Raw genomic sequence first — 26,752 nt, 5'->3', positions numbered from 1 at the left:
CTTATCTCTGATATAATAAACATATGAATGATTTGATTAAACATAAACTAGAATTATTACCCAATAATCCAGGATGTTATCTCCATAAGGATAAAAACGGCACCATTATCTATGTTGGTAAGGCCAAAAACTTAAGAAATCGTGTTCGTTCGTATTTTAGAGGCAGTCATGATACCAAGACAGAGATGTTAGTATCTGAAATTGTGGATTTTGAGTTTATTGTCACCGAGTCAAATATTGAGGCTCTCTTACTTGAAATTAACTTAATTCAGGAAAATATGCCTAAATATAATATCAAGTTAAAAGATGATAAATCCTATCCCTTTATTAAAATTACAAACGAAACCTACCCTCGTTTGTTGATTACGCGTACCATCAAAAAGGATGGGGGTCATTATTTTGGACCGTACCCAGATGTTGGAGCAGCTAATGAAATTAAAAGGCTCCTAGACCGCCTCTTTCCTTTTAAAAAATGCACTAATCCTCCTTCAAAGGTTTGTTTTTATTATCATATCGGACAGTGTAACGCCCACACAGTCTGCCAGAATCCACCAGGCTATTTTGAGGGGCTAACGGAGGATGTTAAGCAATTTCTGAGTGGGAAAGATGACAAGTTAATTGCCCATATGCAAGAGCGGATGAAGACTTTTGCGACTAGCATGGAATTTGAAAAGGCAGCAGAATACCGTGATTTACTCAAGGCCATTCAGACCTTGCGTACTAAGCAAAGGGTGATGGCACATGATTTGATGGATCGAGATATCTTTGGTTATGCTGTTGATAAAGGTTGGATGTGTGTGCAAGTCTTTTTTGTCAGGCAAGGGAAGTTGATTCAACGAGATGTTAACCTTTTTCCCTATTATAATGATCCTGAAGAAGATTTTTTAACTTATCTTGGGCAATTTTATCGTGATAGCAAGCACTTAATGCCAAAAGAAGTGTTTATTCCTCAAGATATTGATGAGGTATTAGTGAAAGCCTTGGTTGATACCAAGGTTATTAAACCTCAAAAAGGGGAAAAAAAGCAATTAGTGAATTTAGCCACTAAAAATGCGCGTGTTAGTCTACAACAGAAGTTTGATCTTTTAGAGAAAGACTTAGAAAAAACAAAAGGGGCTGTTGAAAATCTAGGGGAATTACTAAATATTCCAACTCCTGTTCGTATTGAAGCTTTTGACAATTCAAATATTATGGGGACCAGTCCTGTATCAGCTATGGTAGTCTTTATTGATGGTAAACCTAGCAAGAAAGACTATCGTAAATATAAAATTAAAACAGTTGTGGGACCTGATGACTACGCCTCCATGCGTGAAGTGATCAGACGGCGCTATAGCCGTGTCATACGCGATGGGTTAATTCCGCCAGATCTGATTATTATTGATGGCGGTCAAGGTCAGGTCAATATTGCAAAATCAGTCATTCAAGAGGAGCTAGGCTTAGATATTCCAATTGCAGGTCTTCAAAAAAATGATAAGCACCAAACGCATGAATTGTTATTTGGAGAACCTTTAGAGGCCATTGATTTGCCTCGTAATTCTCAAGAGTTCTTCCTTTTGCATCGGATTCAAGATGAGGTACACCGTTTTGCTATTACCTTCCATCGTCAATTGCGGAGTAAAAATTCCTTTTCATCTAAGTTGGATGGTATTGCAGGACTTGGTCCTAAGCGTAAACAAAATTTACTGAAGCATTTTAAAAGCTTAAAAGCAATCCAAGAAGCTAGTCTAGAGGACATTATAACCGTAGGGATTCCCAAGGTTGTGGCCCAGGCTGTATTGGAGAAATTGCAAGAAGAAAATCAGTCTAATGACTGAAAACTCTTTCAAAAAATGGTAGAATAGATCCATCTGATAGAATTAGAGAGGTTTCATCATGAAATTTTTAGAACTCAATAAAAAACGTCATGCCATAAAACATTTTACAGATCAAGTGGTTGATATTAAGGATGTTCGTACAGCGATTGAAATCGCTACGTTAGCCCCCTCTGCTCATAATATTCAACCATGGAAGTTTGTAGTTGTAAAAGAGAGAAAACAGCAACTAGCAGAAGTGATGTATGGTGGCAATAAAGATCAAGCTCAGGAAGCACAATATGTTATTGCTATTTTTAGCGACACAGATCTTCCAAAATGATCACGTAAAATTGCTCGAAATGGGGTTAAAATTTTATCTGATGATGCCTTGAGTCGCTATATGCAAGCCTACCCCACTATGTTTCAGCAGTTTAGCCCGCAAGTCACTAGCGACTATCTAGCTTTAAATATTGGTTTGGTGACGATGAATTTGGTTTTAGCGCTGACCGATCAAGGTTTGGCTTCAAATATTTTTCTTGGCTTTGATAAGACAAAAGTCAATGAAGTGTTAGAGATTGACCATCGTTTTCGACCAGAAGTCTTAGTGACAGTGGGGTATAGTGATGAAAAGGCTGAGCCAACCTATCGTTTACCTGTAGATGACATTATGGAGGTAAGGTAATGGCAGCCATCAAAGATTTAAATCAGCTTTTGGCGAGCATGGAGCCTGTTTTAAAAGAAGAGGTCTTTGTGTTTGCGACCTTGACTGCTTCGTCACAACTTCCTTTTGACTTGATTGAGGCAAGTATTAAAGAAGAGGAAGGTTTGTCAGTTCTTGTCACGGAAAAAATTGCACACACCTATGGCTTAGAGGCTCAGTTTAGATCAGCTTGGATTACGCTAAATGTTCACTCTGATTTAGCTGCAGTCGGTTTAACAGCCGCTTTTGCAAGCGCATTAGGAGAAGTTGGCTTGAGCTGCAATGTGATAGCTGGAAATTACCATGATCATATCTTAGTGCCATATGATAAAGCGGACTTGGCGATGAGAACATTAAAAGGATTACAAGAAAGAGCACAGAAAGAGAGTTTAGAGAAAAATGACAATTGATTTTAAAGCAGAAGTAGAAAAACGTAAAGATGATTTGATAGCTGACTTGATTAGCCTTTTGGAAATTAACTCTGAGCGTGATGATAGTCAAGCGGATGCCAAGCATCCCTTTGGTCCAGGACCTGTTCGTGCCTTGGAGCATTTTTTAGCGATGGCAGAGCGTGATGGTTATCAGACGCGTAATATTGACAATTATGCTGGAGATTTTGAGTTTGGTGAAGGAGATGAAGTTCTTGGAATCTTTGCCCACTTAGATGTTGTGCCAGCAGGTTCAGGCTGGGAGACAGATCCTTATCAACCCGTCATCAAGGATGGCAGACTTTATGCACGTGGCTCAAGCGATGATAAAGGGCCGACAATGGCTTGTTACTATGGATTAAAGATTATCAAAGAACTTGGTCTGCCAGTCTCTAAAAAAGTTCGTTTTATCGTAGGGACTGATGAAGAGTCAGGTTGGGCAGATATGGATTATTACTTTGCCCACAATGGCCTTAAAGATCCTGACTTTGGCTTCTCCCCAGATGCAGAATTTCCAATTATCAATGGTGAAAAAGGAAATATTACGGAATACCTTCATTTTTCTGGAGAAAATAGCGGAGCAGTTACCCTGCATCGTTTTACAGGTGGCTTACGTGAAAACATGGTACCAGAATCAGCAAGAGCAGAGCTATCAGGTCAGATTGATTCAGCCACCTTGTCTGCAGATTTAGAAACATTCATAGCGGAACATCCAGAAGTTTCTGGTACAGTAGAAAGCTCAGGACAAAAGGTGATTGTGACCATTATTGGAAAATCTGCACACGGTTCAACACCAGAAGAGGGCATCAACGGGGCAACTTATTTAGCGACATTCTTGTCACCTTATGCGTTTGAAGGAAGTGCTAAGGCCTTTATTGACATTGCGGCGACTGTTTTACATCAGGATTTTTCAGGAGAGAAACTTGGTGTCGCCTACACTGATGAGCGTATGGGAGCACTCAGTATGAATGCTGGTATCTTTAGCTTTGATGAAACTAGTCAAGATAATACCATTGCACTGAATTTCCGCTATCCTAAAGGTATAGATAAGGTGACCATCAAAGCAGGTCTTGAGAAGTTAGAAGGTATCACGAAGGTCAGTTGGTCTGAGCACGAGCATACGCCACACTATACCTCTATGGATGACGAGTTGGTGAAAACACTCTTATCTGTTTATGAAAAACAAACAGGTCTTAAAGGATATGAACAGATTATTGGTGGCGGTACTTTTGGGCGTCTTTTAGAGCGTGGGGTTGCCTTTGGTGCCATGTTCCCAGGAGATGAAAATACCATGCACCAAGCTAATGAATACATGCCATTAGACAATATTTTCCGCTCTGCTGCAATTTATGCAGAAGCTATTTACGAATTGATTAAATAAGGTAATCTCTTCAAAATTAATCTTGTTCTAGATAGAAAAATCAAAAATTTGAAACGATTACTCAACTTTTCCTTACTTTTTTCGAATAGATAGGATGAAAGGAGATTAGGATGCTGAGTATTCGTAAAAAAATTGAAGGCTATGAACAATCGAGAGAGGAAAAAGGTTTTGTGTCCATCACTCTAACCCATGATGAAAAAGCCTTATTACAAGAATTAGCGACTTTAAATCAGATGACATTAGCTCAATTTGCCAAGCAAGTCATCATGGAACAAGCAGAAAATGAGTTAGCCCTTTATAAGAGTTTGAAGGCAAAAAAAGCTCATGATCAAGCTCCTGTGTTATTTTCCTTGTCATATTTGTTGAAGGAGAAAAGAGATGTGTAAGGTCATGTTTTCCTATCGTTCTTATAAATCATACCATTCTTTGCCAACAGACTGTCAAGAAGATTTATTGTTTTGGCTAGAAGAACAACTTGGAAGTCACCCTAATCCCAAGTTGATGGGGAAGCGTGTAGAGGGAAGCCTGTACGAGTTTTGTTATTTTGATTTTTCAGGGTCAATGATTTTAGCAGAGTGGCAGTCGGATAGATTAGTTATTTTAGATATCATACAAAAACATTCCAACATCGTGTGACGTTGGAATGTTTTTTTGATAGGGGCTATTTTCCTAAACAGAATTGGCTAAATAGCTGGGTAATAAGTTCATCAGGTGCGGCATCCCCTGTGATTTCCCCTAGTATTTGCCATGTTCGAGTGAGGTCAACCTGAAGTAGATCAACTGGCATCCCCATCTCGAGTCCTTGATTAACAGCCTGTAAGCTTTCTACAGCTTGTTCGATTAAACTGATATGACGTGTATTAGAAAGATAGGTGGCATCTTGTTCTACAATCTCAGCATTTTCAAAGAAAAGTTGCTTAATCCGCTCTTCAATTTGATCAATATTTTGATTGGTTAAAACAGAGATGCGAATAACATCATTTGGTAATTCTTGGCTCTCAATTTGCTCTGGTAGATCGGTTTTATTAAGGAGAATGATTCTGTTGGTATTTTGGCTGATCTTAATCAACTCTCTGTCCTGGGGAGTTAGCTTTTCTGAGGCATTGAGTACTAGAAGTACCAGATCAGCTTCCTCGAGAGCTTTTCTAGATCGTTCTACCCCTATTTGTTCGACGATATCATCTGTTTCCCTGATACCAGCAGTATCAATCAGTTTTAGTGGCACTCCATTGATATTCACATATTCTTCAATGACATCGCGCGTTGTTCCTTCGATGTCTGTCACAATAGCCTTGTCTTCTCTCAAGAGATTATTTAGAAGGCTTGATTTTCCGACATTTGGGCGTCCAATAATAGCGGTAGATAGTCCTTCGCGTAAAATTTTTCCACGTTTGGCAGTTTTTAGCAATCGTGTTAAAAGTGCCTCAAATTCTTGTGTTTTTTCTCTCATCAAAGCAGTAGTCATCTCTTCAACATCATCATACTCTGGGTAATCAATATTAACCTCTACTTGAGCCAAGGTATTTAAGATTTCCTGACGGGTATTATTGATGAGTTCTGATAATGAACCATCTAATTGCTTGACAGCAACAGACATGGCTTTATCTGTTTTTGCACGAATCAAGTCCATAATGGCTTCAGCTTGGGTGAGATCGACACGACCATTTAAAAAAGCGCGTTTAGTAAACTCACCAGGTTCTGCTAGCCTAGCTCCTTCTCGGATGACTAATTGGAGGATCTCATTTGTAACCGCTATCCCTCCATGTGTATTGATTTCAATCACATCTTCTCGTGTGAAGGTCTTAGGAGCTTTCATCACCCCCAGCATGACCTCATCTAAAATTTTCTGGTTTTTGGGATCTATTATATGACCATAATTTAGTGTATGGCTTGCGACCTTCTCTAGATTTTTCCCTTTAAAAATGGCATTAGCAATACTAAAGGCATCTGAGCCAGATAGCCGAATCATCCCAATAGCCCCTTCCCCAAGAGGTGTTGCAATAGCAGCGATAGTATCAAATTCTTTTGTAATCATTTTAGTCCTTTTATATAGTGTATTTACAAGGTTTCGCCCCAAACTCGCTCCAAATTTTTCAAAAAAGCATTTTGATTTTGTCGAAATAAGCGACCTCTTTTTTCAATAGGTGCGAATAGGTATTGAGTGTAATAGTTGGGTCTTTATGTCCGATTAGTTTTGATATGATTAGGACCTCGATACCATTGATTAGGAGGTAACTAACGGATGTATGTCTTAATGAGTGGATATGGACAGAACGACCGATGAGTGATTTTAATCGCCTATTAAGTAGGCATGAGTATTCTCTGAAAAGAGTCGGTTAAAATCATTTTCTTTCCAATGATGGGCTTTATAATCTTGCAGCAGTTCTATTGTACCATTATCTAAAGGAACTGTCCTAACTGACTGTTGCTTTTTTTTTTGGGGGGGAGAGTGAGTCTATCTTGATTGTATATATCCCAAATCTTGTTTATGGATAATGGTCAGCTTTCAAAGTCTATGTCAGCCTATGTCAAGCCCATTGATTCACCGACATGCATACCTGTCACTGATAGCAAATAGATTTGCAATTGCATGTTCGTATGGATATCCTTTTGTGTATCGGATAAGGTCCAAATACTTGGTTTGGCTCAAAAACTTCTTTTCGATAGAGTGCGGGTCAATCTCAGATGTTACTTTGGATAACTAAGTAAAGTTAATCTTAATGATTCTGTCGACAACGGCATACTTTGCATAAGATATATTTTTGCGTGGATAATCCGTAATGTAGATTTTTAATACTACTTTCCCATATCATTCAAAATTGCTTTATATTTTGACGGAGTGATGTCAATCAATTTGCTCTCTTAAAAATATTTAACGATGGCAGCAGTAGCTGTTTCATAATGCTTCAAAGTACCTGGTGTCATAGGCGACGCACGATGTATCTTATACCGTTTCTCAAAATATTCAGCTAATGTGATATTCTTATATTCGATAATGCCATTGGATAATTCAATTTCAACTTGTGATGCCACTCGCACAACTTCGGACTTAGTACTAACCCCTGGCTTTGATTTTCCTTTTCTATTTTGATAAAATGGGTACAAGAAAACTGCCCATTTAATGGCTGTTTCTTATACGAAATTACCTACACTCAAGCTTGCCGGCAGAGAGTGTGGGGATTTTTTTGTTTTTCTATAGAACAAAGAGAGCCTATTCAAAAGAACAGGCTCCGTGCCCGTGTAGGACAACGTTTTATTAATACTCGCCAGGAACTATATCTTTCCATTGTAATCCTATTTCTTGATATTATCAAAGATTTTTTAAATATTTTTCTTTTAGATAAGAATCTAACTTCATTATAGAACTTTCAGCAAATGCCTTGTTAGGTTAAGCGAGAAAAAGCTTAGATTTCCACTATCAAAAATAAGAGTATTCGTGGTATAATAAAGGTATTAAATGGTCTAAGGAGACAATGATGGAAGCGTTAAAAAAACAAGCCGCTCTAAAAGCAGCAGAGTTTGTTAAAGACAATATGATTCTAGGGTTGGGAACAGGTTCCACAACCTCTTATTTTGTTGAAGAGGTCGGAAGACTTGTGAAAGAAGAAGGTCTTAATATTATTGGAGTCACAACCTCAAGTGTCACTTCAAAGCAAGCTCAAGAACTAGGTATTCCACTCAAAGATATCGATGATGTTGATGATGTTGATTTAACCGTCGATGGTGCAGATGAGGTAGATCCATCCTTTAATGGCATCAAAGGTGGCGGTGGAGCACTTTTGATGGAAAAAGTTGTAGCGACACCGAGTAAGGATTATATTTGGGTGGTAGATGAGTCTAAGCTAGTAGATACTTTAGGTGCTTTTAAACTCCCTGTTGAAGTCGTTCAATATGGTGCCATGCAAGTCTTTAAAATCTTTGAAGAAAAGGGTTACAAACCTGCCTTTCGTGAAAAAGATGGGCAACGTTTTGTCACAGATATGAAAAATTATATTATTGATTTAGACCTTGGTCGTATTGAAGATCCTATTGCTCTAGGAAATGAACTCAAGCAAATGGTCGGAGTAGTTGAGCATGGATTATTTAATCAAATGGTAAAAAAAGTTGTAGTCGCTGGTAAAAATGGTGTGACCGTTTTAGAGGCGTAAGGAAAAGGAGAGGTTATGTCAAAATTTAATCGTATTCATCTTGTTGTTTTAGATTCAGTAGGTATCGGCGCAGCACCAGATTCAGATCAATTTTTTAATGCAGGTGTACCTGATACAACGTCAGATACCTTGGGGCACATTTCTGAAACAGCAGGACTAACTGTTCCAAATATGGCTAAAATCGGTCTTGGAAATATCCCTCGTGATACTGCTCTTGCGACAGTTCCAAAAGAGAAGGCTCCAACAGGTTATGCGACCAAACTAGAAGAAGTCTCACTTGGAAAAGATACCATGACAGGACATTGGGAGATTATGGGGCTTAATATTACTGAGCCATTTGATACTTTTTGGGATGGTTTCCCTGAAGAAATCTTAACCAAGATTGAAGAGTTCTCTGGTCGTAAAATCATTCGTGAAGCCAATAAACCTTACTCTGGTACAGCCGTTATTGATGACTTTGGGTCTCGTCAAATGGAGACTGGAGAGTTGATTGTTTATACCTCAGCTGATCCTGTTCTCCAAATTGCAGCACATGAAGATATTATCCCTCTTGATGAACTTTATCGTATTTGTGAATACGCACGCTCAATCACGCTAGAGCGTCCAGCGCTTCTTGGACGTATTATTGCCCGTCCTTATGTGGGTGAACCAGGGAACTTCACACGAACAGCTAACCGTCATGATTATGCAGTTTCACCATTCCAAGATACTGTTTTAAATAAACTAGCTGACGCAGGTATTCCTACTTATTCTGTTGGAAAAATTAGCGATATTTTTAACGGATCTGGTATTACCAATGATATGGGGCATACCAAATCAAATGCTCATGGTGTAGATGTTTTATTGGAAACTTTAAAATTACCAACATTTGATAAAGGGTTTTCTTTCACAAACTTGGTAGATTTTGATGCTGTTTATGGACATCGTCGTAATACAGAAGGTTATCGTGATTGCTTAGAGGAATTTGATGCCCGTTTACCAGAAATTCTAGCAAATCTAAAAGAAGACGATCTACTTTTGATTACAGCAGATCACGGAAATGATCCAACCTATGCAGGAACAGACCATACACGTGAATATGTCCCACTTCTAGCTTATAGCAAGTCTTTCAAAGGTAGTGGTGTTTTACCTGTTGGGCATTTCTCTGATATTTCAGCCACCATTGCAGAAAACTTTGGAGTAGATAAGGCTATGATTGGTGAGAGTTTCTTGGAACAATTGGTATAAGTCATGGAAAAAGTTACGATTTATCACAATCCAGCATGTGGCACATCACGAAATACCTTAGCCCTACTTAAATACGTTGGCTTAGAGCCTGAGGTGATTTTATATCTTGAAACACCTCCGACAAAAAAGGAGTTACAGAGATTGATAGCAGATATGCATCTTTCTGTTAGAGATCTTTTGAGGACTAATGTTCCTCCCTATCTTGAATTAGGATTAGATAGAGAAGGGGTAAGTGATGATGAGATCTTATCAGCTATGTTGAGAGAACCTATCCTGATTAACAGACCTATTGTGATTACCTCAAAAGGCACCAGACTTTGTCGTCCTTCGGAGAAGGTTTTAGAAATCTTACCTGTCCCCTTGACAAGTCCTTTTGTAAAAGAGGATGGCGAAATCATTTCGGCACAAATAAAGAAATAATGTAAAACGGAGAAAGTTATGTCTTTAATGGAAAAAATTTATGAAACAAAATCTTTTTTAGAAGAAAAAGGAGTCTTAGCACCTGAATTTGGCTTGATTTTGGGATCAGGCTTAGGAGAGTTGGCAGAAGAAGTCGAAAATGCGATTGTCATCGACTATTCAGATATTCCTAACTGGGGAAAATCAACAGTTGTTGGACACGCTGGAAAATTGGTTTACGGTGATTTAGCTGGTCGCAAAGTTTTGGCACTTCAAGGACGTTTCCATTTTTATGAAGGAAATCCTTTGGAAGTTGTGACCTTCCCAGTTCGTGTCATGAAAGCTCTTGGCTGTGAAGGTGTACTTGTAACCAATGCTGCGGGTGGTATTGGCTATGGACCAGGTACCCTTATGGCGATTACAGACCACATCAACATGACCGGTCAAAACCCATTAATTGGTGAAAACTTAGAAGAGTTTGGGCCACGTTTCCCAGATATGTCTAATGCTTATACCAAAGAGTACCGTCAAAAAGCTCATGATGTCGCTACAAAACTTGGTATCAAACTGGAAGAAGGGGTTTATATCGGTGTAACCGGTCCAACCTATGAAACACCTGCAGAAATTCGTGCCTTTAAGACTTTAGGAGCTGATGCTGTTGGGATGTCAACTGTACCAGAAGTTATCGTAGCAGCTCACTCAGGCATGAAAGTCTTGGGAATCTCAGCCATTACAAACTTTGCAGCTGGCTTCCAATCAGAACTTAACCATGAGGAAGTGGTAGAAGTAACAGAGCAAATCAAAGAAAACTTCAAAGGTTTGGTCAAGGCTATTTTAGCAGAATTGTAAGATGACTATTAGCACCAAAGTTTTCTTTTTGGTAGCAGCTATTTTAAACTACCTTACAGGAATCGTTTATTTGCTTACCTCAGAAAAAAACTTGAGGAATTATTTTTCTAGGAATTGGCTCATCACTGTTTGGGCCATATCTCTTAGAGAAAGAGAAAAATAAAAAGATAAGTAACTGTTAGAGGTTCTTTCTAAATTCTACAAATTAAAACGAAAGGATAGGGTACCGTGTATCACGATGTTGAGCATGGAATAAGGATTTGTACACAGAGGAGGGGGATAGAGTTTTAGATTTTCCCACCCTTGTAGCCATCCTTTTTATACCCTTTGTATCTTAAATATTATGTCAATCCATATTGAAGCCAAACAAGGCGAAATTGCAGATAAAATTCTTCTTCCAGGAGATCCGCTGCGTGCAAAATTTATTGCTGAAAATTTCCTAGAGGATGCTGTTTGTTTTAACAATGTCCGTGGTATGCTAGGTTATACGGGTACCTATAAAGGTCACCGTGTATCTGTTATGGGAACTGGAATGGGGATGCCTTCTATCTCAATCTATGCGCGTGAGCTGATTGTTGATTATGGTGTTAAAACATTAATTCGTGTCGGAACAGCGGGATCTCTTAATAAAGACATTCACGTTCGTGAACTGGTATTAGCTCAAGCAGCAGCGACAAACTCAAACATTATTCGAAATGACTTTCCAGAGTATGATTTCCCGCAAATAGCTGATTTTAGCTTACTAGATAAGGCCTATCATATCGCTGAAAACATGGGTGTAACAACACACGTTGGAAGTGTTCTGTCTTCAGATGTTTTCTACTCTAACATGTTTGAGCGCAACCTCAAGTTAGGTGAGCTTGGGGTCAAGGCTGTTGAGATGGAAGCAGCAGCGCTTTACTATATGGCAGCTCAGCATGGCGTACAGGCTCTTGCGATGATGACGATTTCAGATAGTCTTGTTAATCCTGAAGAAGATACGACAGCAGAAGAGCGCCAAAATACTTTCACAGATATGATGAAAGTTGGACTAGAAACACTCATTACAGACTAATGTCACATTTACTTTATGAACAAATTGATAGCTTTGCTAAAAATTATTATTACAAGCAAGCCCTTGATACTGTAAAACTCATAAAAGATGCTCCAGCAGACTTATCTTTCATTCTTCAATTGCTTTCAGAGCGTAGAGAATTGAAGCTGGATTTAGTGTTTGAAGAGGACCAAGCAAGAAAGTTTTTTGCACGCTATCGATTTACGCTGAGTCAGAACAAGGAACTTGAAAAAGAACGCTTGGCAAATTATTTACTTGATTTAGAAGCGAAAGTTCGTGTAGGGGATTTAATTGACTTTTGCCGTGCTTCAAGTCCGTTGATCTATCGGATTTATTTGGCTTTAATCACAAAAAAACTCCCTAACTTAGAGGAGTATATCCACAATTCCAAAGACACCAGCTACGATAAGTGGCGATTGGATAGGATTGAAAAGAGCGATAATGCCTATCTCAAAGCTTTTTATAAGCAAAATAAACATCAACCTTTGGTAAACTCATCTAGTCTTTTAAGTTTGATTGAGTGTATGGACTACCCAAAGGAAGTCATCACGTCGGTTAGAAAGTTAAGGCATTTTGAAAAATCAATAAGAAATCCATTAGCCCATCTAATAAAACCTTTTGATGAAGAGATTTTAGCGTCTAGTACAGGATTTTCCTCTCAGGTTTTTTTAGATTTGATGATTTTTCTTGTCAAAGAAATAGGTGTCAACTATAGTAGTCGGCCGTATTACTTTGATAAAGCTAATCAAGAGGTCATTACCCCTTTATTAAAAGAAAGCTTAAAAAACACAAAGGACTGAGAAGTTAGCTCTCAGTCCTTTGTGTTTTCGCCATCAATTTGATTAAATTTTACTTCTTCTAGTAAGTAATCGATAAATTTTTCTCCCATTTTAGAAAGATTAGCTTTTTCATGTTTTAAATAGACGATGTCTATTTCATCATCCACTTCCAATGGAATTGAAACAATATTATCACCGTTTAGATTACTATTTAAGATACCAGTGGCAATCGTATAACCATCTAAACCAATGAGAAGATTGAATAATGTGGCACGATCACTGACGACAATTGATTTTTTGTGAGGAATTTGCGAAAGAATTTCCTCTGAATAATAAAATGAATTGTGGATTCCTTGATCATAGCTTAGATAAGGGAAATCTTCTAAATCAGCCAGAGTAACCTTGCTTTTACTTGCTAAGGGGTTGCTTTTACTTACAAAAATATGAGGATGGGCTTTAAAGAGTGAAGTATAGGTCAAACGGTTATCATCAAACATCTTGGTTAAGACATCTCGATTATAACTATTTAGGAAAAGGACACCAATTTCAGAGCGGAAATTTTTAACATCCTCAATAATTTCATAGGTCCTTGTTTCACGTAAAAAAAGCTCATAACGGCTCATATCAGCTCCTTTTAGAAGTGATACAAAAGCATTGACGACAAAAGCATAGTGTTGAGCAGAGACACTGAATAACTCACGGTTTGAAGATTTCGACTTATAACGTTCTTCGAGAAGTGCAGTTTGTTCAACGACTTGACGCGCGTAGGACAAAAATTCTACGCCGTCTTTGGTGAGGGTAATTCCTTTTGGATTTCGGATGAAAATTTCAATCCCCATCTCGCGTTCCAAATCACGTACGGCGTTGGACAGACTGGGTTGTGTAATAAAAAGTTGTTTGGAAGCTTCATTCATGCTCCCAGTTTCGACGATTTTGATGACATAGTGTAATTGTTGAATTCGCATAGAACTATTTTAGCATAAATCATCCTTTCTGGAAATAAAATTAAAAGGAGTAGAAAAAGAGAGCTTTTTTCAACGATTTAACCTAAAAATAATGAAATTAGTTAAAAAAGAATCACTGTGCTTAGTCAGTCACGACAAACGCATGAAGAAAATTTTGTTTTTGGATAACATGTTTTTATAAAAAGTTATCTTTTTATCGTGAAATTTTGTGATAATGTCGCTTAAAAAGAGGATAAATCAAAGCAATTATATCAATATTATGAAAATATTTTTGAAAAAATGCGTGTAACTAGAAAAATAGTTACATGCATTTTCGTCATGCGTATGGCGTGTTAGTTAGTGATACCGACCTTGCTATTAGAGTATAATTTAGGTATAATAAGATGATTGAAATTTTTGATGTTTAGGAGAAATAGCATGTCTAACCAGTCGAGACGGAGCCGTAAAAAGAAAAGTAACAGTAACAATCTAGGGATTCTTAATCTCGGTTTATTATTACTTTATGCTATAGTGGCGACGATTACGGTCGTAATGATGTTTACTTATAATATCTTAGATGTATCAAGTTTGAATATCATTATTGCAAGTGTTCTTGCAGGAATATTTATTCTTGCTTTGGTTCTAGTGCTAACCAAGAAAGCTAAAGTTTTCACCTTACTTTTATTACTGATTTCACTAATTATCTCAAGCGTGGCTTTGTATGTATCTAAAAGTACAGTTGATACTTTGGATAAGATGAATCAAACGGCATCTGTGTCAGAGTATGAGATGACCATCGTTGTTCCTAAAGATAGTACGATCAATAGTGTGGAAGGTATTACATCAGTCTTAGCACCGACAGATAATGACCAAGCCAATATTGATGCTCTTATTCAAGATGTTGAGACAAATGAAGCTAAGACACTGTCTGTAGAAAAAGTAGAATCCTATCAAAAAGCCTATGAAAATCTTTTGACAGATCCAAGTAAAGCCATGGTACTAAACAGTGCTTATGCTAATCTTTTGGAGTTGACCTATCCAGATTATGCTGATAAACTCCATACGATCTATACTTATAAGGTTGAAAAAGAAGTTTCTGCTGCGAAGGAAGCAACCTCTTCAACAGACGTATTTAATGTTTATATTTCAGGGATTGATACATTTGGATCAATATCATCTGTCTCTCGTTCTGATGTTAATATCATTATGACGGTTAACCCCAAGACAAAGAAAGTTTTGTTGACCACAACACCGCGTGATTCATATGTTAAGATTGCTGATGGCGGAAATGATCAGTATGATAAATTGACTCACGCTGGTATCTACGGTGTTGATGCCTCCATCCATACCTTAGAAAATCTGTATGGTATTGATATTAATTACTATGCCCGTTTGAATTTCACAAGTTTCTTAAAGCTAATTGATTTAGTCGGTGGTGTAGATGTGACCAATAATCAAGAGTTTACAAGTTTGCATGGTAATTATCATTTCCCAGTTGGTCAGGTTCATCTAGACTCAGATAAAGCTCTAGGTTTTGTACGGGAGCGTTATTCTCTTACAAATGGGGATCATGATCGCGGAAAAAACCAAGAAAAAGTAATTGCTGCTTTAATTAATAAACTAGCATCTGTTAAATCTATTACAAACTACAATGCCATCATTGAAGGTCTATCAGATTCTATCCAAACAAATATGCCGGTTGATACCATGATGACTTTGGCAAATGCACAGCTTGATTCAGGTGGCTCTTATACCGTTGAATCTCAAGCTCTAGAGGGAACAGGAAGTACAGGAGAGTTGACTTCGTATGCTATGCCAGGTGCCAGTCTTTATATGATGAAAGTTGATGATGCTAGCTTAGAGCAGATGAAAGCTAAAATCCAATCTACAATGGAAGGAAATTAAAATGATTGATATCCACTCTCATATTATATTCGGAGTTGATGATGGTCCTAAAAACTTAGAGGAAAGCCTTGCTCTGATAGGTGAGGCTTATGCCCAAGGTGTTAGAGTCATTATCGCGACGTCGCATCGTCGTAAAGGGATGTTTGAAACACCAGAGGAAACTATTAAAGCTAATTTTGCAACAGTTAGAGAGGAAGCGAGTAAGAAATTTCCAGATTTAATCTTAGGCTTTGGTGGTGAGTTATACTATACTAAGGAGCTGCCTAGTAAGCTTGAGAAAAAACAAGTTCCAAGATTAAATTATACGCGATATATTTTATTGGAGTTTAGTAAAGGAACACCTTGGCGCGAGATGCAAGAAGCCATTAATAATATCTTGCTTTTAGGATTGACTCCAGTTATCGCTCACATCGAGCGATATGATGCACTGGAGTTTAATAAAGATCGTGTTTTAGAATTGATCAGTAGAGGATGCTACACGCAGATTAATAGCAATCATGTTTTAAAACCAAAGTTAATGGGAGACAAACATAGAGAATTTAAAAAGCGAGCACGATACTTTCTAGAAAATGATTTAGTTCATTGTGTTGCGAGTGATATGCATAATCTTGATCAACGTCCTCCCTACATGAAAACGGCTTTTGATACAATTGCTTCTGAATATGGACAAGATAAGGCAGAAGAGTTATTTAAAGAGAACCCTCAACTGTTATTAGAAGATAAATTTATATAAATTATAGGAGATATTATGAAGGAACAAAATCCAAGTATGGAAATTGATGTATTGTTATTGCTTAAAAAGTTATGGTCGAAAAAATTCTTAATTACCTTAGTGGCAGTATTTTTTGCAACTATTGCTTTGTTGATTTCATTGTTTTTGATTAAACCAACTTATACTTCTACGACAAGTTTTTATGTTGGTAATCAAAAAGCAGCAGCTGAGAATGCCTTAACAGCTCAAGATTTACAAGCAGGTGACTATCTTGTTAAGGATTACAAAGAGATTATTTCTTCGAAAGATGTTCGCCAACAAGTCATTGAAGAAGAAGGGTTGTCGATTACAGCAGATGAGTTATTATCAAAATTAACTGTAGAAATTCCTACGAATACTCGAATCATATCAATTAGTGTATCAGATGAAGATCCTAAGGAAGCAGCTCGTATTGCCAACGCAATCAGGGTAATAGCATCAGAAAAAATTAAGTCCGTTACAAAGGTTGATAATGTTGAGGAAGTTGATCCAGCAGAGGCACCTACTGAGCCATCATCACCTAATATTAAGAGAAATGTTGCGCTAGGATTTCTAATTGGAGGCTTTATTGCTGTTGCAACAGTTCTTGTTAGAGAAATCCTTGATGATCGTATTAAACGTCCAGAGGATATCGAGGAAATACTAGGAATGCCTCTTATTGGTATGGTACCCAATACAGATAAGTTGAAATAGGAGAAGATAGATGCCACAGTTAGAATTAGTTAGAAATAAGGCTTTATTAGCTAAGAAAGTAGAAGAGTATTTTAACTCGATTCGTACCAATATCCAATTTAGCGGATCTGGATTAAAAACGATTGTTTTAACATCTGTACAGCCTGGGGAAGGTAAGTCAACTACAGCTGCTAACCTAGCGATTTCTTTTGCTCGCGCCGGCTATCGTACCTTGCTGATTGATGCCGATGTGCGTAATTCAGTGATTTCAGGAACATTTAAGCCGACTACTCGCATTCAAGGCTTGACGGCCTTTTTATCAGGAAATTGTGAGCTGTCTGAGGCTATTTGTGATACAAACGTTGAGGATCTCTATGTGATTCCATCAGGACATGTTCCACCAAATCCTACTAGTTTACTGCAAAATGCAAACTTTGATGCCTTGATGTCAACGACTAAGCAACTTTATGATTATGTGATTGTTGATTCTCCTCCGATTGGATTGGTAATTGACTCAGCTATTATCGCTCAGCGTTGCGATGCTTCTATTATTGTGACAGAAGCAAATGGCGTTAAACGTCGTTTTGTTCAAAAAGCAAAAGAACAGATGGAACAGTCACATGCCCAGTTTCTTGGAGTTATTTTAAATAAAGTTGATAATACTTTGGATAGTTACGGTGCTTATGGGCAGTATGGAGAGTATGGACAATACGGGAAAACTGTCAAAGAGTCGAAAACAAAAAATCGCAGAAATAAGAAAAAGTAAAATGATAAAGTAGAAGGGACCTCCATATGTACACGGAATCATCGCTAAGAAAAATTTTCTATTTACTAGCTGATAGCTTAGCAGTTGCCATTTCATTCTACCTTTTATCTCTTAGATTTTCTTATGGATTTTTTAATAGCTGGAAATTTTTACTTCTACAATTAATATTGACTCTTACATTTACCATCTTATCTAATGATTATTCTTTAGCGCATAGACGACGCTTGAAGCAAGAGTTGATTTATACACTAACTTTTTCTATAAAATTGAGTACAGTTTTTATTGTCATTATATTTTTGAGTCAGTATATCGGAAAGACTTATGTGACACAACTTAGTTTATCTTATCTCTTGATTCAGTTTGTAATTCAATTTGTTTTGATTTTTTCTCTTAGATACCTATCGAGAAAAGCTTCAGATAATTTAACAACTAAGAAAAAGAAAATTCTTTTTGTAACTAATTTTACCACTGATTTTCAGATGTTAAAATTACTGGAAAAAAATCATTACGAAGTGGTAGCTTATCTCAGCCAACATGTCAGTAATGTTGTCAAAGAGCCAATTTTACGTAATTTTGAAGAGGTTCAACATTTGTTACAACACAATGAGATTCAAGAGGTCTTTATTGATAGTGATGCTAGGCAAGAGTTTATTGAAGAACAACATTTTTTTAACGCTATGGGGATTCCGGTATCCTTGAGTTTATCTGAAGATAACTTGTCAAGTATCTTTGTTCAACAATTGGAGAATACCACATTTGTTACAAGTGCATTAAACAATACTCATTATCGTTCAGTCTTCTTGAAACGCATCATTGATATTGTGGGAGCTCTTATAGGCTTGATTTTGACAGGAATAGTGGCTCTGATTATCTATCCAATTGTTCAAAAACAGTCAAAAGGTCCTTTGATTTTTAAACAAAAGCGTGTTGGGAAAAATGGAAAGATTTTTACACTATATAAGTTTAGAAGTATGTATCTAGATGCTGAGGAGCGCAAAAAAGAGTTAATGGCGCAGAATGATTTGACGACAGACTTAATGTTTAAAATGGACCACGATCCGCGTATCTTTCCTTTCGGACAAAAAATTCGAGACTGGTCTTTAGATGAGCTCCCTCAATTTTTAAATGTCTTAAAGGGGGATATGTCACTTGTCGGGACAAGACCTCCAACACTTGAAGAATATCAGAAGTATGAGTTGCATCATTTCAAACGATTAGCGGCAAAGCCTGGAATTACGGGGATGTGGCAAACTTCTGGTCGTAGCAACATTACAGACTTTGAAGATGTCGTTAAACTAGATTTAACCTATATAAAAAATTGGTCAATTTGGCTAGATATCAAAATTTTATTTAAAACAGTAGAGGTTGTATTAAGGCGTGAAGGAAGTAAATAGTCCCCTGTTTACTTCCTTTATCGCATATTGGTGTTTCTATGAAAAAAAATAACTCAGTTAAAATAAACTTCATCATGAATTTTATTTTAACGATTTCAAATTTTGTATTTCCTCTTATCACCTTCCCTTATGTTTCTAGAGTACTCCAAGCCAGTGGAGTCGGAGCGGTGACATTTGCAACATCCATCATTACATATTTTTCAATGGTGGGAATGATGGGGATTCCAACCTACGGAATACGAGCAACAGCAAAGGTCCGTGATGATGAAAGGATTCTACATAAAACAGTTAAGGAAATCATGGTTTTTAATGCGATTGTGATGTCTATTGCATTGTTAGCCCTTTTTGTGACGGTTTTATCTATTGATAAACTCTATGTGGAAAAAGAGCTTTATTTGATTTTATCTTCTACACTGATTTTTAATGTCTTAGGAGTGGATTGGCTTTATAAAGGTCTAGAAAAGTACTCCTATATTACTATCCGATCGATTATCTTCAAGATAATATCTGTCATTTTGATGTTTCTTTTTGTTCGTTCAAGTGATGATTATGTCATTTATGGGGCAATTACAGTTGTTGCTGCAGTAGGATCTAATTTCTTAAATTTTATTCATCTACGGACGATGTTTCCAGACAAGGTAACTGAAAAGCTAGACATTAAGCAGCATATTAGACCGTCTTTAACCTTCTTTCTATTAACCGTGTCTTCTACTATTTATCTAAATGTGGATACCACCATGCTTGGTTTTGTAAAGGGGGATGAAGCTGTGGGATATTATTCTGCGGCTGTTAAGATTAAACAGATTTTGGTCAGTGTAGTGACATCACTAGGAGCCGTCTTACTCCCACGCTTGTCCTATCATCATGAGCAGGGAAATACTGATGAGTTTGAGCGTCTGACACAAAAGGCACTAAGTTTTGTGCTTTTAATCTCTCTACCTTTAGTAGTTTATTTTATTTTAGTGAGTCAAGAGTCGATTTTATTCTTATCTGGTAAAGACTTTTTACCAGCAGCTCAACCTATGCAGTTTATCATGCCAACGGTTCTTTTCATTGGTTTATCTAATTTAATGGGCATTCAAATTTTAGTTCCGACGAATCGTGAAAAATTAGTTGTCTATTCAACGATTGTAGGGGCTCTGGTTGATATAGGTTTGAATATCTTTTTGATTCCAAGCTTAGGTGCTAGGGGTGCGGCAATTTCAGGCTCTGTTGCAGAATTTTCAGTAGCATTAGTTCAGTTTATCTTTATAAAAGAATTTATGTTACCCATCATCAAAAAAGTTCAGTTTAATAAATTGCTTATCAGTTTAGTTTTGGCTACTGTTTTGACCATTTTCTTAAAAAATGTTGTGTCAGTAGTAGTTTTTTTCCAACTTGTGATAACAGCAATGGTTTTCTTTGGGACTTATGGCGTGATGTTGTTATTGTTGAAAGAAACTTTCGTTATAGAAATTTCTCAGTCGTTTATTCATAAAATCAAAAAATAGGAGTAAATCATGTCAAAATATGATTATTTAGTTGTTGGTAGTGGCTTGTTTGGTGCGGTTTTTGCTCACGAGGCAGCTTTAAAAGGAAAAAAAGTAAAAGTGATTGAAAAACGAGATCACATTGCAGGAAATATCTACACGAAAGAAGTAGAGGGAATACAAGTTCATGAGTATGGGGCACATATTTTCCATACCTCTGATAAAGAGATTTGGGATTATGTTAACCAGTTTGCAGAGTTCAACCGTTATACTAATACGCCTATTGCTAACTATAAGGGTGAGATTTATAACTTACCTTTCAACATGAATACTTTTAATAAACTTTGGGGTGTGGTGACACCGGCAGAAGCACAAGCTAAAATTGAAGAACAACGCGCAGTCCTAGGTGGAAAAACACCTGAAAACTTAGAAGAGCAAGCTATTTCACTTGTTGGAACAGATATCTATGAGAAGTTAATCAAATCCTACACTGAAAAACAATGGGAAAAACCTTGTACAGAGCTTCCAGCCTTCATCATCCGACGTTTGCCAGTTCGTCTGACCTATGATAACAACTATTTCAACGATACTTACCAAGGAATTCCAATTGGAGGATATACTCAAATCGTTGAAAAAATGCTTAGCCACGACAATATTGATGTCGAGACAGGTATAGACTTTTTCGCCGATAAAGAGCAGTACCTTGCAGATTATCCTAAAATTGTCTTTACGGGTATGATTGATGAGTTCTTTGACTATGAGCTTGGAGAGTTGGAGTACCGTAGTCTTCGTTTTGAAACAGAGACGCTTGATATGGAAAATTATCAAGGTAACGCTGTTGTCAACTATACAGACAGTGAAACACCATATACTCGCATTATCGAGCATAAGCATTTCGAGTTTGGGACACAACCTAAAACAATTATTACCAAAGAGCATTCACAGACATGGCAAAAAGGTGATGAGCCTTATTATCCTGTTAACAATGATCGCAACAACCATCTCTATAAAGCCTATAAAGAGTTGGCTGAAAAACAAGAAAATGTTATCTTTGGTGGTCGTTTGGGACACTATCGTTATTATGATATGCACCAAGTCATTGCAGCTGCATTGCAATGTGTAAGAAAAGAAGTGAAATAAAAAAGGTATGAAATCAGTATATATTATCGGTTCAAAAGGAATTCCTGCCAAGTATGGTGGATTTGAAACTTTTGTAGAAAAATTAACAGAGAATCAAGTCAATACGGATATTAAATACTATGTTGCATGTATGGAAGAGAACTCTGAAAAATCAGGTATAAGTGAGGAGATTTTTGAGTACAATGGCGCAACTTGCTTTAACATCTCTGTTCCCAAAATCGGTCCTGCTCGGGCGATCTATTATGATATTTTAGCTTTAAATCGAGCAATTGACTTGGCAGAGAAAAACAATGATCAAAATCCAATTTTTTATGTGTTGGCTTGTCGCATTGGTCCGTTTATTGGGCACATTAAGAAAAGGATTAAACGTATAAATGGATTGCTTTACGTAAATCCAGATGGACATGAATGGCTTCGTGCTAAGTGGAGTTTGCCAGTCAGAAAATATTGGAAGTATTCTGAGCAATTGATGGTAAAACATGCTGATCTATTAATTTGTGATAGCAAAAACATCGAAACTTATATTAAACAAGATTATAAGCAATACGATCCTAAAACAACTTATATTGCTTATGGAACTGATACAACTTCATCACAATTGACCGAGGATGATGAGAAGGTAAGATCATGGTTTAATATGAAGCAGATTAAAGAAAATGAGTACTATCTCGTTGTAGGTCGATTTGTTCCAGAGAATAACTATGAGTCAATGATTCGAGAGTTTATGAAATCTGATTCTAAAAAGGACTTTATTCTGATTACCAATGTTGAGGAAAATAAATTTTATCACCAACTGAAACAAAATACGGGATTTGATCAGGATAGTAGAATCAAATTTGTGGGAACAGTATATGATCAAGAGCTTTTGAAGTACATCCGTGAGAATGCTTTTGCCTATATTCACGGACATGAAGTGGGAGGAACGAATCCTTCGCTACTAGAGGCTTTGTCATCGACTAAGTTGAACCTTCTTCTTGATGTTGGTTTTAATAAAGAAGTTGGACTAGATGGGGCAGTTTATTGGTCAAAAGATGACTTATCAGATATCATCAATCAAGTAGAAATGTATGATCAAAGTCAAATTGCTCAACTATCAGAGATTGCTCAGAAAAGAATTTTGGATAAATTTTCTTGGGAATATATTGTAAACGAATATGAAAAAGTTTTTTATAAAGGAATTTAAATAATGGCAACAAAATATTATGCAGTTGTTGTAACCTACAACTCTCGAGTCGACGAGGCAGAGACTTGTCACAATTTGGTAGGTATATCAGGTCATGATATCTCTATCGTTATTTTTGACAATAGTGATCAACCATCATTTACAAAACACAATCAAACTGTTTCTGAGGAGCGTGGTTGGACATATATTACAGAAGGAAAGAATATCGGTCTATCAAAAGCCTATAATAAAGTATTAGATTTTTTGTCTGACCGTGATGGCGTTTTAATTTGGTTTGATGATGATAGCCACGTTACCCAAGAGTACTTTGATACTTTGGAAGCTTCTCTATCTAATGGAGCTGACATCTATGCTCCAGTTATTCAGGCGCAAAACGGGAATTTTTATTCACCTAATGAAGCAGGCTACCTTATGTATAAACAATTAAAAAATGCGGATGATCCTGTTAGAAATGATAAATTTAATTGTATTAACAGTTGTACTGCCATTAAATTAGAAGTGTTTAAAGACTACAGATACGATGAAAATCTCTTTTTAGATCAGATTGACCATGATTTTTGTAGAAGCCAGCGTTTAAGAAATAAAACTTTTTATAAATTACCTGTTATTATCAATCATAATTTTTCATTGAAGAATCATATGTCTTCAGTAGCTGCTGTAAAAAGGCGCTATGAGTTATTGATTCCCGATTTTATTAAATATTGTCGAAAACAAGGATTTATTAAATCTAAATTGGCTTATGTCAAGATTTTTGCCTGGGGAGTGGAGCAGTCTTTGAAGTATAAAGATTGGTCAATCTTAACATGGATGATAAAATTTAGCATTGGTAATAAATAAGGATTGATTTAATTTTAAGAGATAACTAATGAAAACTTACAAAATTATACCTAGTGATATTTTACTTATTTTTGGTCTGTCTATTATTTTGATAACAGAGACTATTAACACAACAATGTTATCAGGTATCCTTCCCGAGAAATTTTATTTAATAAATTTGATTGCAGCATTGTTATTGTTGATGAGATTTTTATTCATTAAAAAGTATAATCTTATCGATCTGTTTTTCATGATTGCTTTCTTGGGTGTAGGCTTAATATTATTAGCAAAAATAAAACATCCCTACTTATTTGTTTATATTCTACTATTCATTGGTTTGTATGGGGCTGATATAGAGAGGATATTAAAAATCTATATAATATCTGTAGGTTCCGTAGTTGGATTGACATTTGTCCTATCGTTGTTAGGAGTCATCCCAAACTTAGTGTTTATTCAATATAGGGGAGTTGAGCAGGTTCGAAGAATTTCATTTGGAAGTGTTTATCCAACAGACTTTGCTTCACATTGCTTCTATCTTTATACAGCTGCTAGCTATCTTTACAGACAGAAGCATATATGGATAAGAACCATATTTGGTTTTGTTTTATCAGCTTTTATTGTTATTTTTTGTAATGCCCGCTTAAATGCAATGTCTATTTTGACAATAGATTTAATCTTTCTATGGTATTACTTCAAGCCTGAATTTAAACCGACAAAATTTTTATCACTTCTTTATCCCATTGCGGCAACTTTTATTTATTCTGTATCAGAAACATTTGATAATGGTATTGAATGGTATCGTCAATTAAATACTCTTTTTAGTAATCGTCTTTACTTAGGAAAACTAGCTTTTGAGACATATGATATAAAGTTATTTGGAGATCCAACTGTAAGATTTGTCGGTTTTGGAGGAAATACAGATGCGACATCAATCGAATATAACTATGTTGATAGTTCTTATCTAAAATTGATGTTTATGTATGGAGTTGTCTTTGTGGCTATGATTGTTTTATATCTAACAATGAAGTCCTTTGCTCTTCATACCTCAAAAAATTATTTACTATTCACCATTGTTGTATTTATCGCTATCAATTGTACATTCGAAGCGTTTATTATTAGTCCAGCTTACAATATTTTTTTCTATGTTTTACTAGGGACTTCCTTATATGATAAAAGTAGAAGCCATAGTAGCGGAGTAGATGAAATTTTATCTAGGAGGAAACTATTTTGAACATAAAAGATATTCAAAATCTAGAATTTAAAGCTTTATCACAGCTAAATGAGTTTTGTAGCAAACATAATATTACCTTTTATTTACGTGGAGGTAGTGTTATGGGAGCTATCAAATATAAGGGTTTTGTTCCTTGGGATGATGATGTGGATATTGCTATTCCTAGAGATGATTTCAATCGTCTGATTCAACTTTCACTAAAGGAATCCTTTTCAAGTCAATTCGAGATTATTTCATATCATTCCCATAGTGATGCCAGATGCTATTTTCCAAGAGTTTATCTAAAGAAAGAGTATCAAGAGGAACTTAATTTACCGTCTAATAACCACATTGGAGTAGCCGTTTTAGATATTCTTCCCTTAGACGGTGCTCCATCAACGAAAATTGGGAGAGGGATATACTATTTAAAGATTTATTGCCTAAGAATTCTGGGTAGTCTTGCAACGGCGAATATGACCGGGCACAAATGGTATCGCCAGGTATTTTTAAAATTATTGAGTTTACTACAACTTCAAAAATTATATAGTTCAAATGATATTTATCAATTACTTGATAATGTTTATAGTAGAAACGATGTAGGAACAAGTAAATTTATCGGAACAATTACAGGTTCATTGTATAGTAAGGAAATTTTTCCGAGAGAAATATGGGGCGATGGGACAAAGGTACCTTTTGAGGATGGAGAGTTTCTAGTCCCTGAGGAATATGATATTTATTTGAAAAAATTGTACGGCGATGATTACCTGACAACTATCCCAAAGAAAAAGGATATCGAATTTAAGAAGCATATTAAGGAAGTAGATTGATGTTTTGCTTTGTCATATTACATTATATTAGCTTAGAAGAAACAACTGCATTTGTTGAAAATATTCAAAATCATGTCAAAGGGGATAAGGAGATTATAATCGTTGATAACGCTTCACCAAACGGTTCGGGTAAAGCGCTACTTGATTTATATGACACAGTCCCTAATGTTACCGTTCTTTTAAATCATAAAAATGAGGGGTTTGCCAAAGGAAATAATCGAGGCTATCAATATGCCAAGGAACATTTTAATCCTAAGTTTATCGCTATCGCTAATAATGATATTGAACTTCCCCAGCCAGATTTTATAGAGCTAGTAGAGAAAATCTATGAAGAGGAGGATTTCGCTGTTCTTGGACCTCAAATTTACTCTACAAATGAGAAGCGTTATCAAAGCCCTAAACGTTTGACACTGTATTCGAAAGATGAGGTTGAAAGAGAGTACGAAAATTACAAGAAGAAACGCGATAGCAAATATATCGTACCATTACGTGCACAGTTGAAGAGATGGAATTTCTTAAAATTTCTAGTACATAAAAGAAGAGAGAGATTCTCTTCCATTGATGTCAACAAGTCTTATACCAACCCAATCATCCACGGATCATTTTTGATTGTGTCTGAGAAGTTTATTGCAAAGAGAGATGTAGCATTTTACGATAAAACTTATATGTACTTTGAAACCGAGATTTTAGCTTACCAATGTGAGCAACTAGGCTTAAAGGTGATTTACTCACCAAAAATCAAAGTTTTACATCATCATAGCATTTCTACAAGAAAAACACTTCAAAATGAGCTAAAAAAAGTACGTTTTATGAATAATGCGATTTGTGACTCTCTGGAAAGATATTTGGAACTTCTAGAAGAAGATGGTCAACAGCCAGACCTAACAAGCAATATAATTTTAAGAAACAAATAGGAA

At 36.4% G+C, this 26,752-nt stretch carries 26 protein-coding genes and 2 pseudogenes; 24 read left to right on the top strand and 4 right to left on the bottom strand.

Annotated elements, in window-relative coordinates; translation table 11 throughout:
* Positions 1-23: 23 nt before the first annotated feature.
* The 6 genes and pseudogenes from uvrC (at position 24) to ACEE75_RS07050 (ending at position 4,938) form a co-directional block, all read left to right on the top strand.
* Positions 24-1,814, top strand: coding sequence for an excinuclease ABC subunit UvrC (gene uvrC, locus ACEE75_RS07075; protein ID WP_447574150.1), 1,791 nt, complete (start codon positions 24-26; stop codon positions 1,812-1,814).
* A gap of 58 nt (positions 1,815-1,872) precedes the next feature.
* A pseudogene (locus ACEE75_RS07070) lies at positions 1,873-2,475 on the top strand (nitroreductase family protein).
* Complete coding sequence (locus ACEE75_RS07065; protein WP_447574151.1) at positions 2,475-2,903, top strand: ACT domain-containing protein; 429 nt, start codon at positions 2,475-2,477, stop codon at positions 2,901-2,903. Before ACEE75_RS07070 ends, ACEE75_RS07065 begins: the two are co-directional and overlap by 1 nt.
* Positions 2,893-4,302, top strand: a complete 1,410-nt coding sequence (gene pepV, locus ACEE75_RS07060) for a dipeptidase PepV (protein WP_447574152.1) — start codon at positions 2,893-2,895, stop codon at positions 4,300-4,302. Before ACEE75_RS07065 ends, pepV begins: the two co-directional genes overlap by 11 nt.
* Before the next feature lie 110 nt (positions 4,303-4,412).
* Positions 4,413-4,688, top strand: a complete 276-nt coding sequence (locus tag ACEE75_RS07055; protein WP_447574153.1) for a DUF6290 family protein — start codon at positions 4,413-4,415, stop codon at positions 4,686-4,688.
* Positions 4,681-4,938, top strand: a complete 258-nt coding sequence (locus tag ACEE75_RS07050; protein ID WP_447574154.1) for a hypothetical protein — start codon at positions 4,681-4,683, stop codon at positions 4,936-4,938. Before ACEE75_RS07055 ends, ACEE75_RS07050 begins: the two co-directional genes overlap by 8 nt.
* A 25-nt stretch (positions 4,939-4,963) precedes the next feature.
* Here ACEE75_RS07050 and mnmE read toward each other — a convergent pair whose 3' ends face one another.
* The 3 genes and pseudogenes from mnmE to ACEE75_RS07035 all read right to left on the bottom strand — a co-directional run bounded on the left by mnmE (position 4,964) and on the right by ACEE75_RS07035 (position 7,407).
* Positions 4,964-6,337 (bottom strand): tRNA uridine-5-carboxymethylaminomethyl(34) synthesis GTPase MnmE, encoded by a 1,374-nt coding sequence (gene mnmE / locus ACEE75_RS07045; RefSeq protein ID WP_447574155.1) that lies wholly within the window; start codon positions 6,335-6,337, stop codon positions 4,964-4,966.
* A 58-nt stretch (positions 6,338-6,395) separates the two neighbouring features.
* Positions 6,396-6,587: pseudogene (locus ACEE75_RS07040) on the bottom strand (tyrosine-type recombinase/integrase); the annotation flags it as partial.
* Positions 6,588-7,164: 577 nt separating this feature from the next.
* Positions 7,165-7,407 carry a hypothetical protein gene (locus tag ACEE75_RS07035; RefSeq protein ID WP_447574156.1) on the bottom strand — a complete coding sequence of 81 codons (243 nt, stop codon included), beginning with the start codon at positions 7,405-7,407 and terminating at the stop codon, positions 7,165-7,167.
* 371 nt (positions 7,408-7,778) lie between these two features.
* On the opposite strand from ACEE75_RS07035, the gene rpiA reads away from it, so the two are divergent.
* The 6 genes from rpiA (at position 7,779) to ACEE75_RS07005 (ending at position 12,779) form a co-directional block, all read left to right on the top strand.
* Positions 7,779-8,450: a ribose-5-phosphate isomerase RpiA gene (gene rpiA, locus ACEE75_RS07030; RefSeq protein WP_447574157.1), complete on the top strand. Its 672-nt coding sequence runs from the start codon at positions 7,779-7,781 to the stop codon at positions 8,448-8,450.
* Between the two features lie 15 nt (positions 8,451-8,465).
* Positions 8,466-9,677: a phosphopentomutase gene (locus ACEE75_RS07025; protein ID WP_447574158.1), complete on the top strand. Its 1,212-nt coding sequence runs from the start codon at positions 8,466-8,468 to the stop codon at positions 9,675-9,677.
* Between the two features lie 3 nt (positions 9,678-9,680).
* Positions 9,681-10,097: an arsenate reductase (glutaredoxin) gene (gene arsC / locus ACEE75_RS07020; protein ID WP_447574159.1), complete on the top strand. Its 417-nt coding sequence runs from the start codon at positions 9,681-9,683 to the stop codon at positions 10,095-10,097.
* Between the two features lie 18 nt (positions 10,098-10,115).
* Positions 10,116-10,925: a purine-nucleoside phosphorylase gene (locus ACEE75_RS07015; RefSeq protein WP_447574160.1), complete on the top strand. Its 810-nt coding sequence runs from the start codon at positions 10,116-10,118 to the stop codon at positions 10,923-10,925.
* 343 nt (positions 10,926-11,268) lie between these two features.
* On the top strand, positions 11,269-11,979 hold the full coding sequence (gene deoD / locus ACEE75_RS07010; RefSeq protein WP_447574161.1) for a purine-nucleoside phosphorylase: 711 nt from the start codon (positions 11,269-11,271) through the stop codon (positions 11,977-11,979).
* Positions 11,979-12,779, top strand: a complete 801-nt coding sequence (locus ACEE75_RS07005; RefSeq protein ID WP_447574162.1) for a hypothetical protein — start codon at positions 11,979-11,981, stop codon at positions 12,777-12,779. Before deoD ends, ACEE75_RS07005 begins: the two co-directional genes overlap by 1 nt.
* A gap of 11 nt (positions 12,780-12,790) precedes the next feature.
* Here ACEE75_RS07005 and ACEE75_RS07000 read toward each other — a convergent pair whose 3' ends face one another.
* A complete protein-coding gene (locus ACEE75_RS07000) occupies positions 12,791-13,723 on the bottom strand; it encodes a LysR family transcriptional regulator (protein WP_447574163.1) in 933 nt (310 codons plus the stop codon).
* A 417-nt stretch (positions 13,724-14,140) separates the two neighbouring features.
* On the opposite strand from ACEE75_RS07000, the gene cpsA reads away from it, so the two are divergent.
* The 12 genes from cpsA to ACEE75_RS06940 all read left to right on the top strand — a co-directional run bounded on the left by cpsA (position 14,141) and on the right by ACEE75_RS06940 (position 26,749).
* Entirely contained in the window at positions 14,141-15,607 is a 1,467-nt protein-coding gene (cpsA, locus tag ACEE75_RS06995) for an LCP family glycopolymer transferase CpsA (protein ID WP_447574164.1), read from the top strand.
* Between the two features lies 1 nt (position 15,608).
* Positions 15,609-16,340, top strand: coding sequence for a capsular polysaccharide biosynthesis protein Cps4B (gene cps4B / locus ACEE75_RS06990; RefSeq protein ID WP_447574165.1), 732 nt, complete (start codon positions 15,609-15,611; stop codon positions 16,338-16,340).
* Between the two features lie 12 nt (positions 16,341-16,352).
* Entirely contained in the window at positions 16,353-17,051 is a 699-nt protein-coding gene (locus ACEE75_RS06985) for a Wzz/FepE/Etk N-terminal domain-containing protein (RefSeq protein ID WP_447574183.1), read from the top strand.
* A gap of 10 nt (positions 17,052-17,061) precedes the next feature.
* Positions 17,062-17,796 (top strand): tyrosine-protein kinase, encoded by a 735-nt coding sequence (locus tag ACEE75_RS06980; RefSeq protein WP_447574166.1) that lies wholly within the window; start codon positions 17,062-17,064, stop codon positions 17,794-17,796.
* A gap of 26 nt (positions 17,797-17,822) precedes the next feature.
* Positions 17,823-19,190, top strand: coding sequence for a sugar transferase (locus tag ACEE75_RS06975; protein ID WP_447574167.1), 1,368 nt, complete (start codon positions 17,823-17,825; stop codon positions 19,188-19,190).
* 74 nt (positions 19,191-19,264) lie between these two features.
* Entirely contained in the window at positions 19,265-20,680 is a 1,416-nt protein-coding gene (locus ACEE75_RS06970) for a flippase (RefSeq protein WP_449173611.1), read from the top strand.
* A 9-nt stretch (positions 20,681-20,689) separates the two neighbouring features.
* A complete protein-coding gene (glf, locus tag ACEE75_RS06965; RefSeq protein ID WP_447574169.1) occupies positions 20,690-21,799 on the top strand; it encodes a UDP-galactopyranose mutase in 1,110 nt (369 codons plus the stop codon).
* A 7-nt stretch (positions 21,800-21,806) separates the two neighbouring features.
* A complete protein-coding gene (gene cps2T / locus ACEE75_RS06960) occupies positions 21,807-22,982 on the top strand; it encodes a beta 1-4 rhamnosyltransferase Cps2T (protein ID WP_447574170.1) in 1,176 nt (391 codons plus the stop codon).
* Positions 22,983-22,985: 3 nt separating this feature from the next.
* Entirely contained in the window at positions 22,986-23,819 is an 834-nt protein-coding gene (locus ACEE75_RS06955; protein WP_427895715.1) for a glycosyltransferase, read from the top strand.
* A gap of 28 nt (positions 23,820-23,847) precedes the next feature.
* Positions 23,848-25,029 (top strand): polysaccharide polymerase, encoded by a 1,182-nt coding sequence (locus ACEE75_RS06950; protein WP_447574171.1) that lies wholly within the window; start codon positions 23,848-23,850, stop codon positions 25,027-25,029.
* Positions 25,026-25,835 carry a LicD family protein gene (locus ACEE75_RS06945; RefSeq protein WP_447574172.1) on the top strand — a complete coding sequence of 270 codons (810 nt, stop codon included), beginning with the start codon at positions 25,026-25,028 and terminating at the stop codon, positions 25,833-25,835. Before ACEE75_RS06950 ends, ACEE75_RS06945 begins: the two co-directional genes overlap by 4 nt.
* Positions 25,835-26,749 (top strand): glycosyltransferase, encoded by a 915-nt coding sequence (locus ACEE75_RS06940; RefSeq protein ID WP_447574173.1) that lies wholly within the window; start codon positions 25,835-25,837, stop codon positions 26,747-26,749. The genes ACEE75_RS06945 and ACEE75_RS06940 overlap by 1 nt, the downstream gene beginning before the upstream one ends.
* Positions 26,750-26,752 lie beyond the last annotated feature (3 nt).

This window comes from Streptococcus sp. 11273D007BT (assembly GCF_053547195.1).
This window is presented reverse-complemented; position numbering and strand designations above follow the sequence as displayed.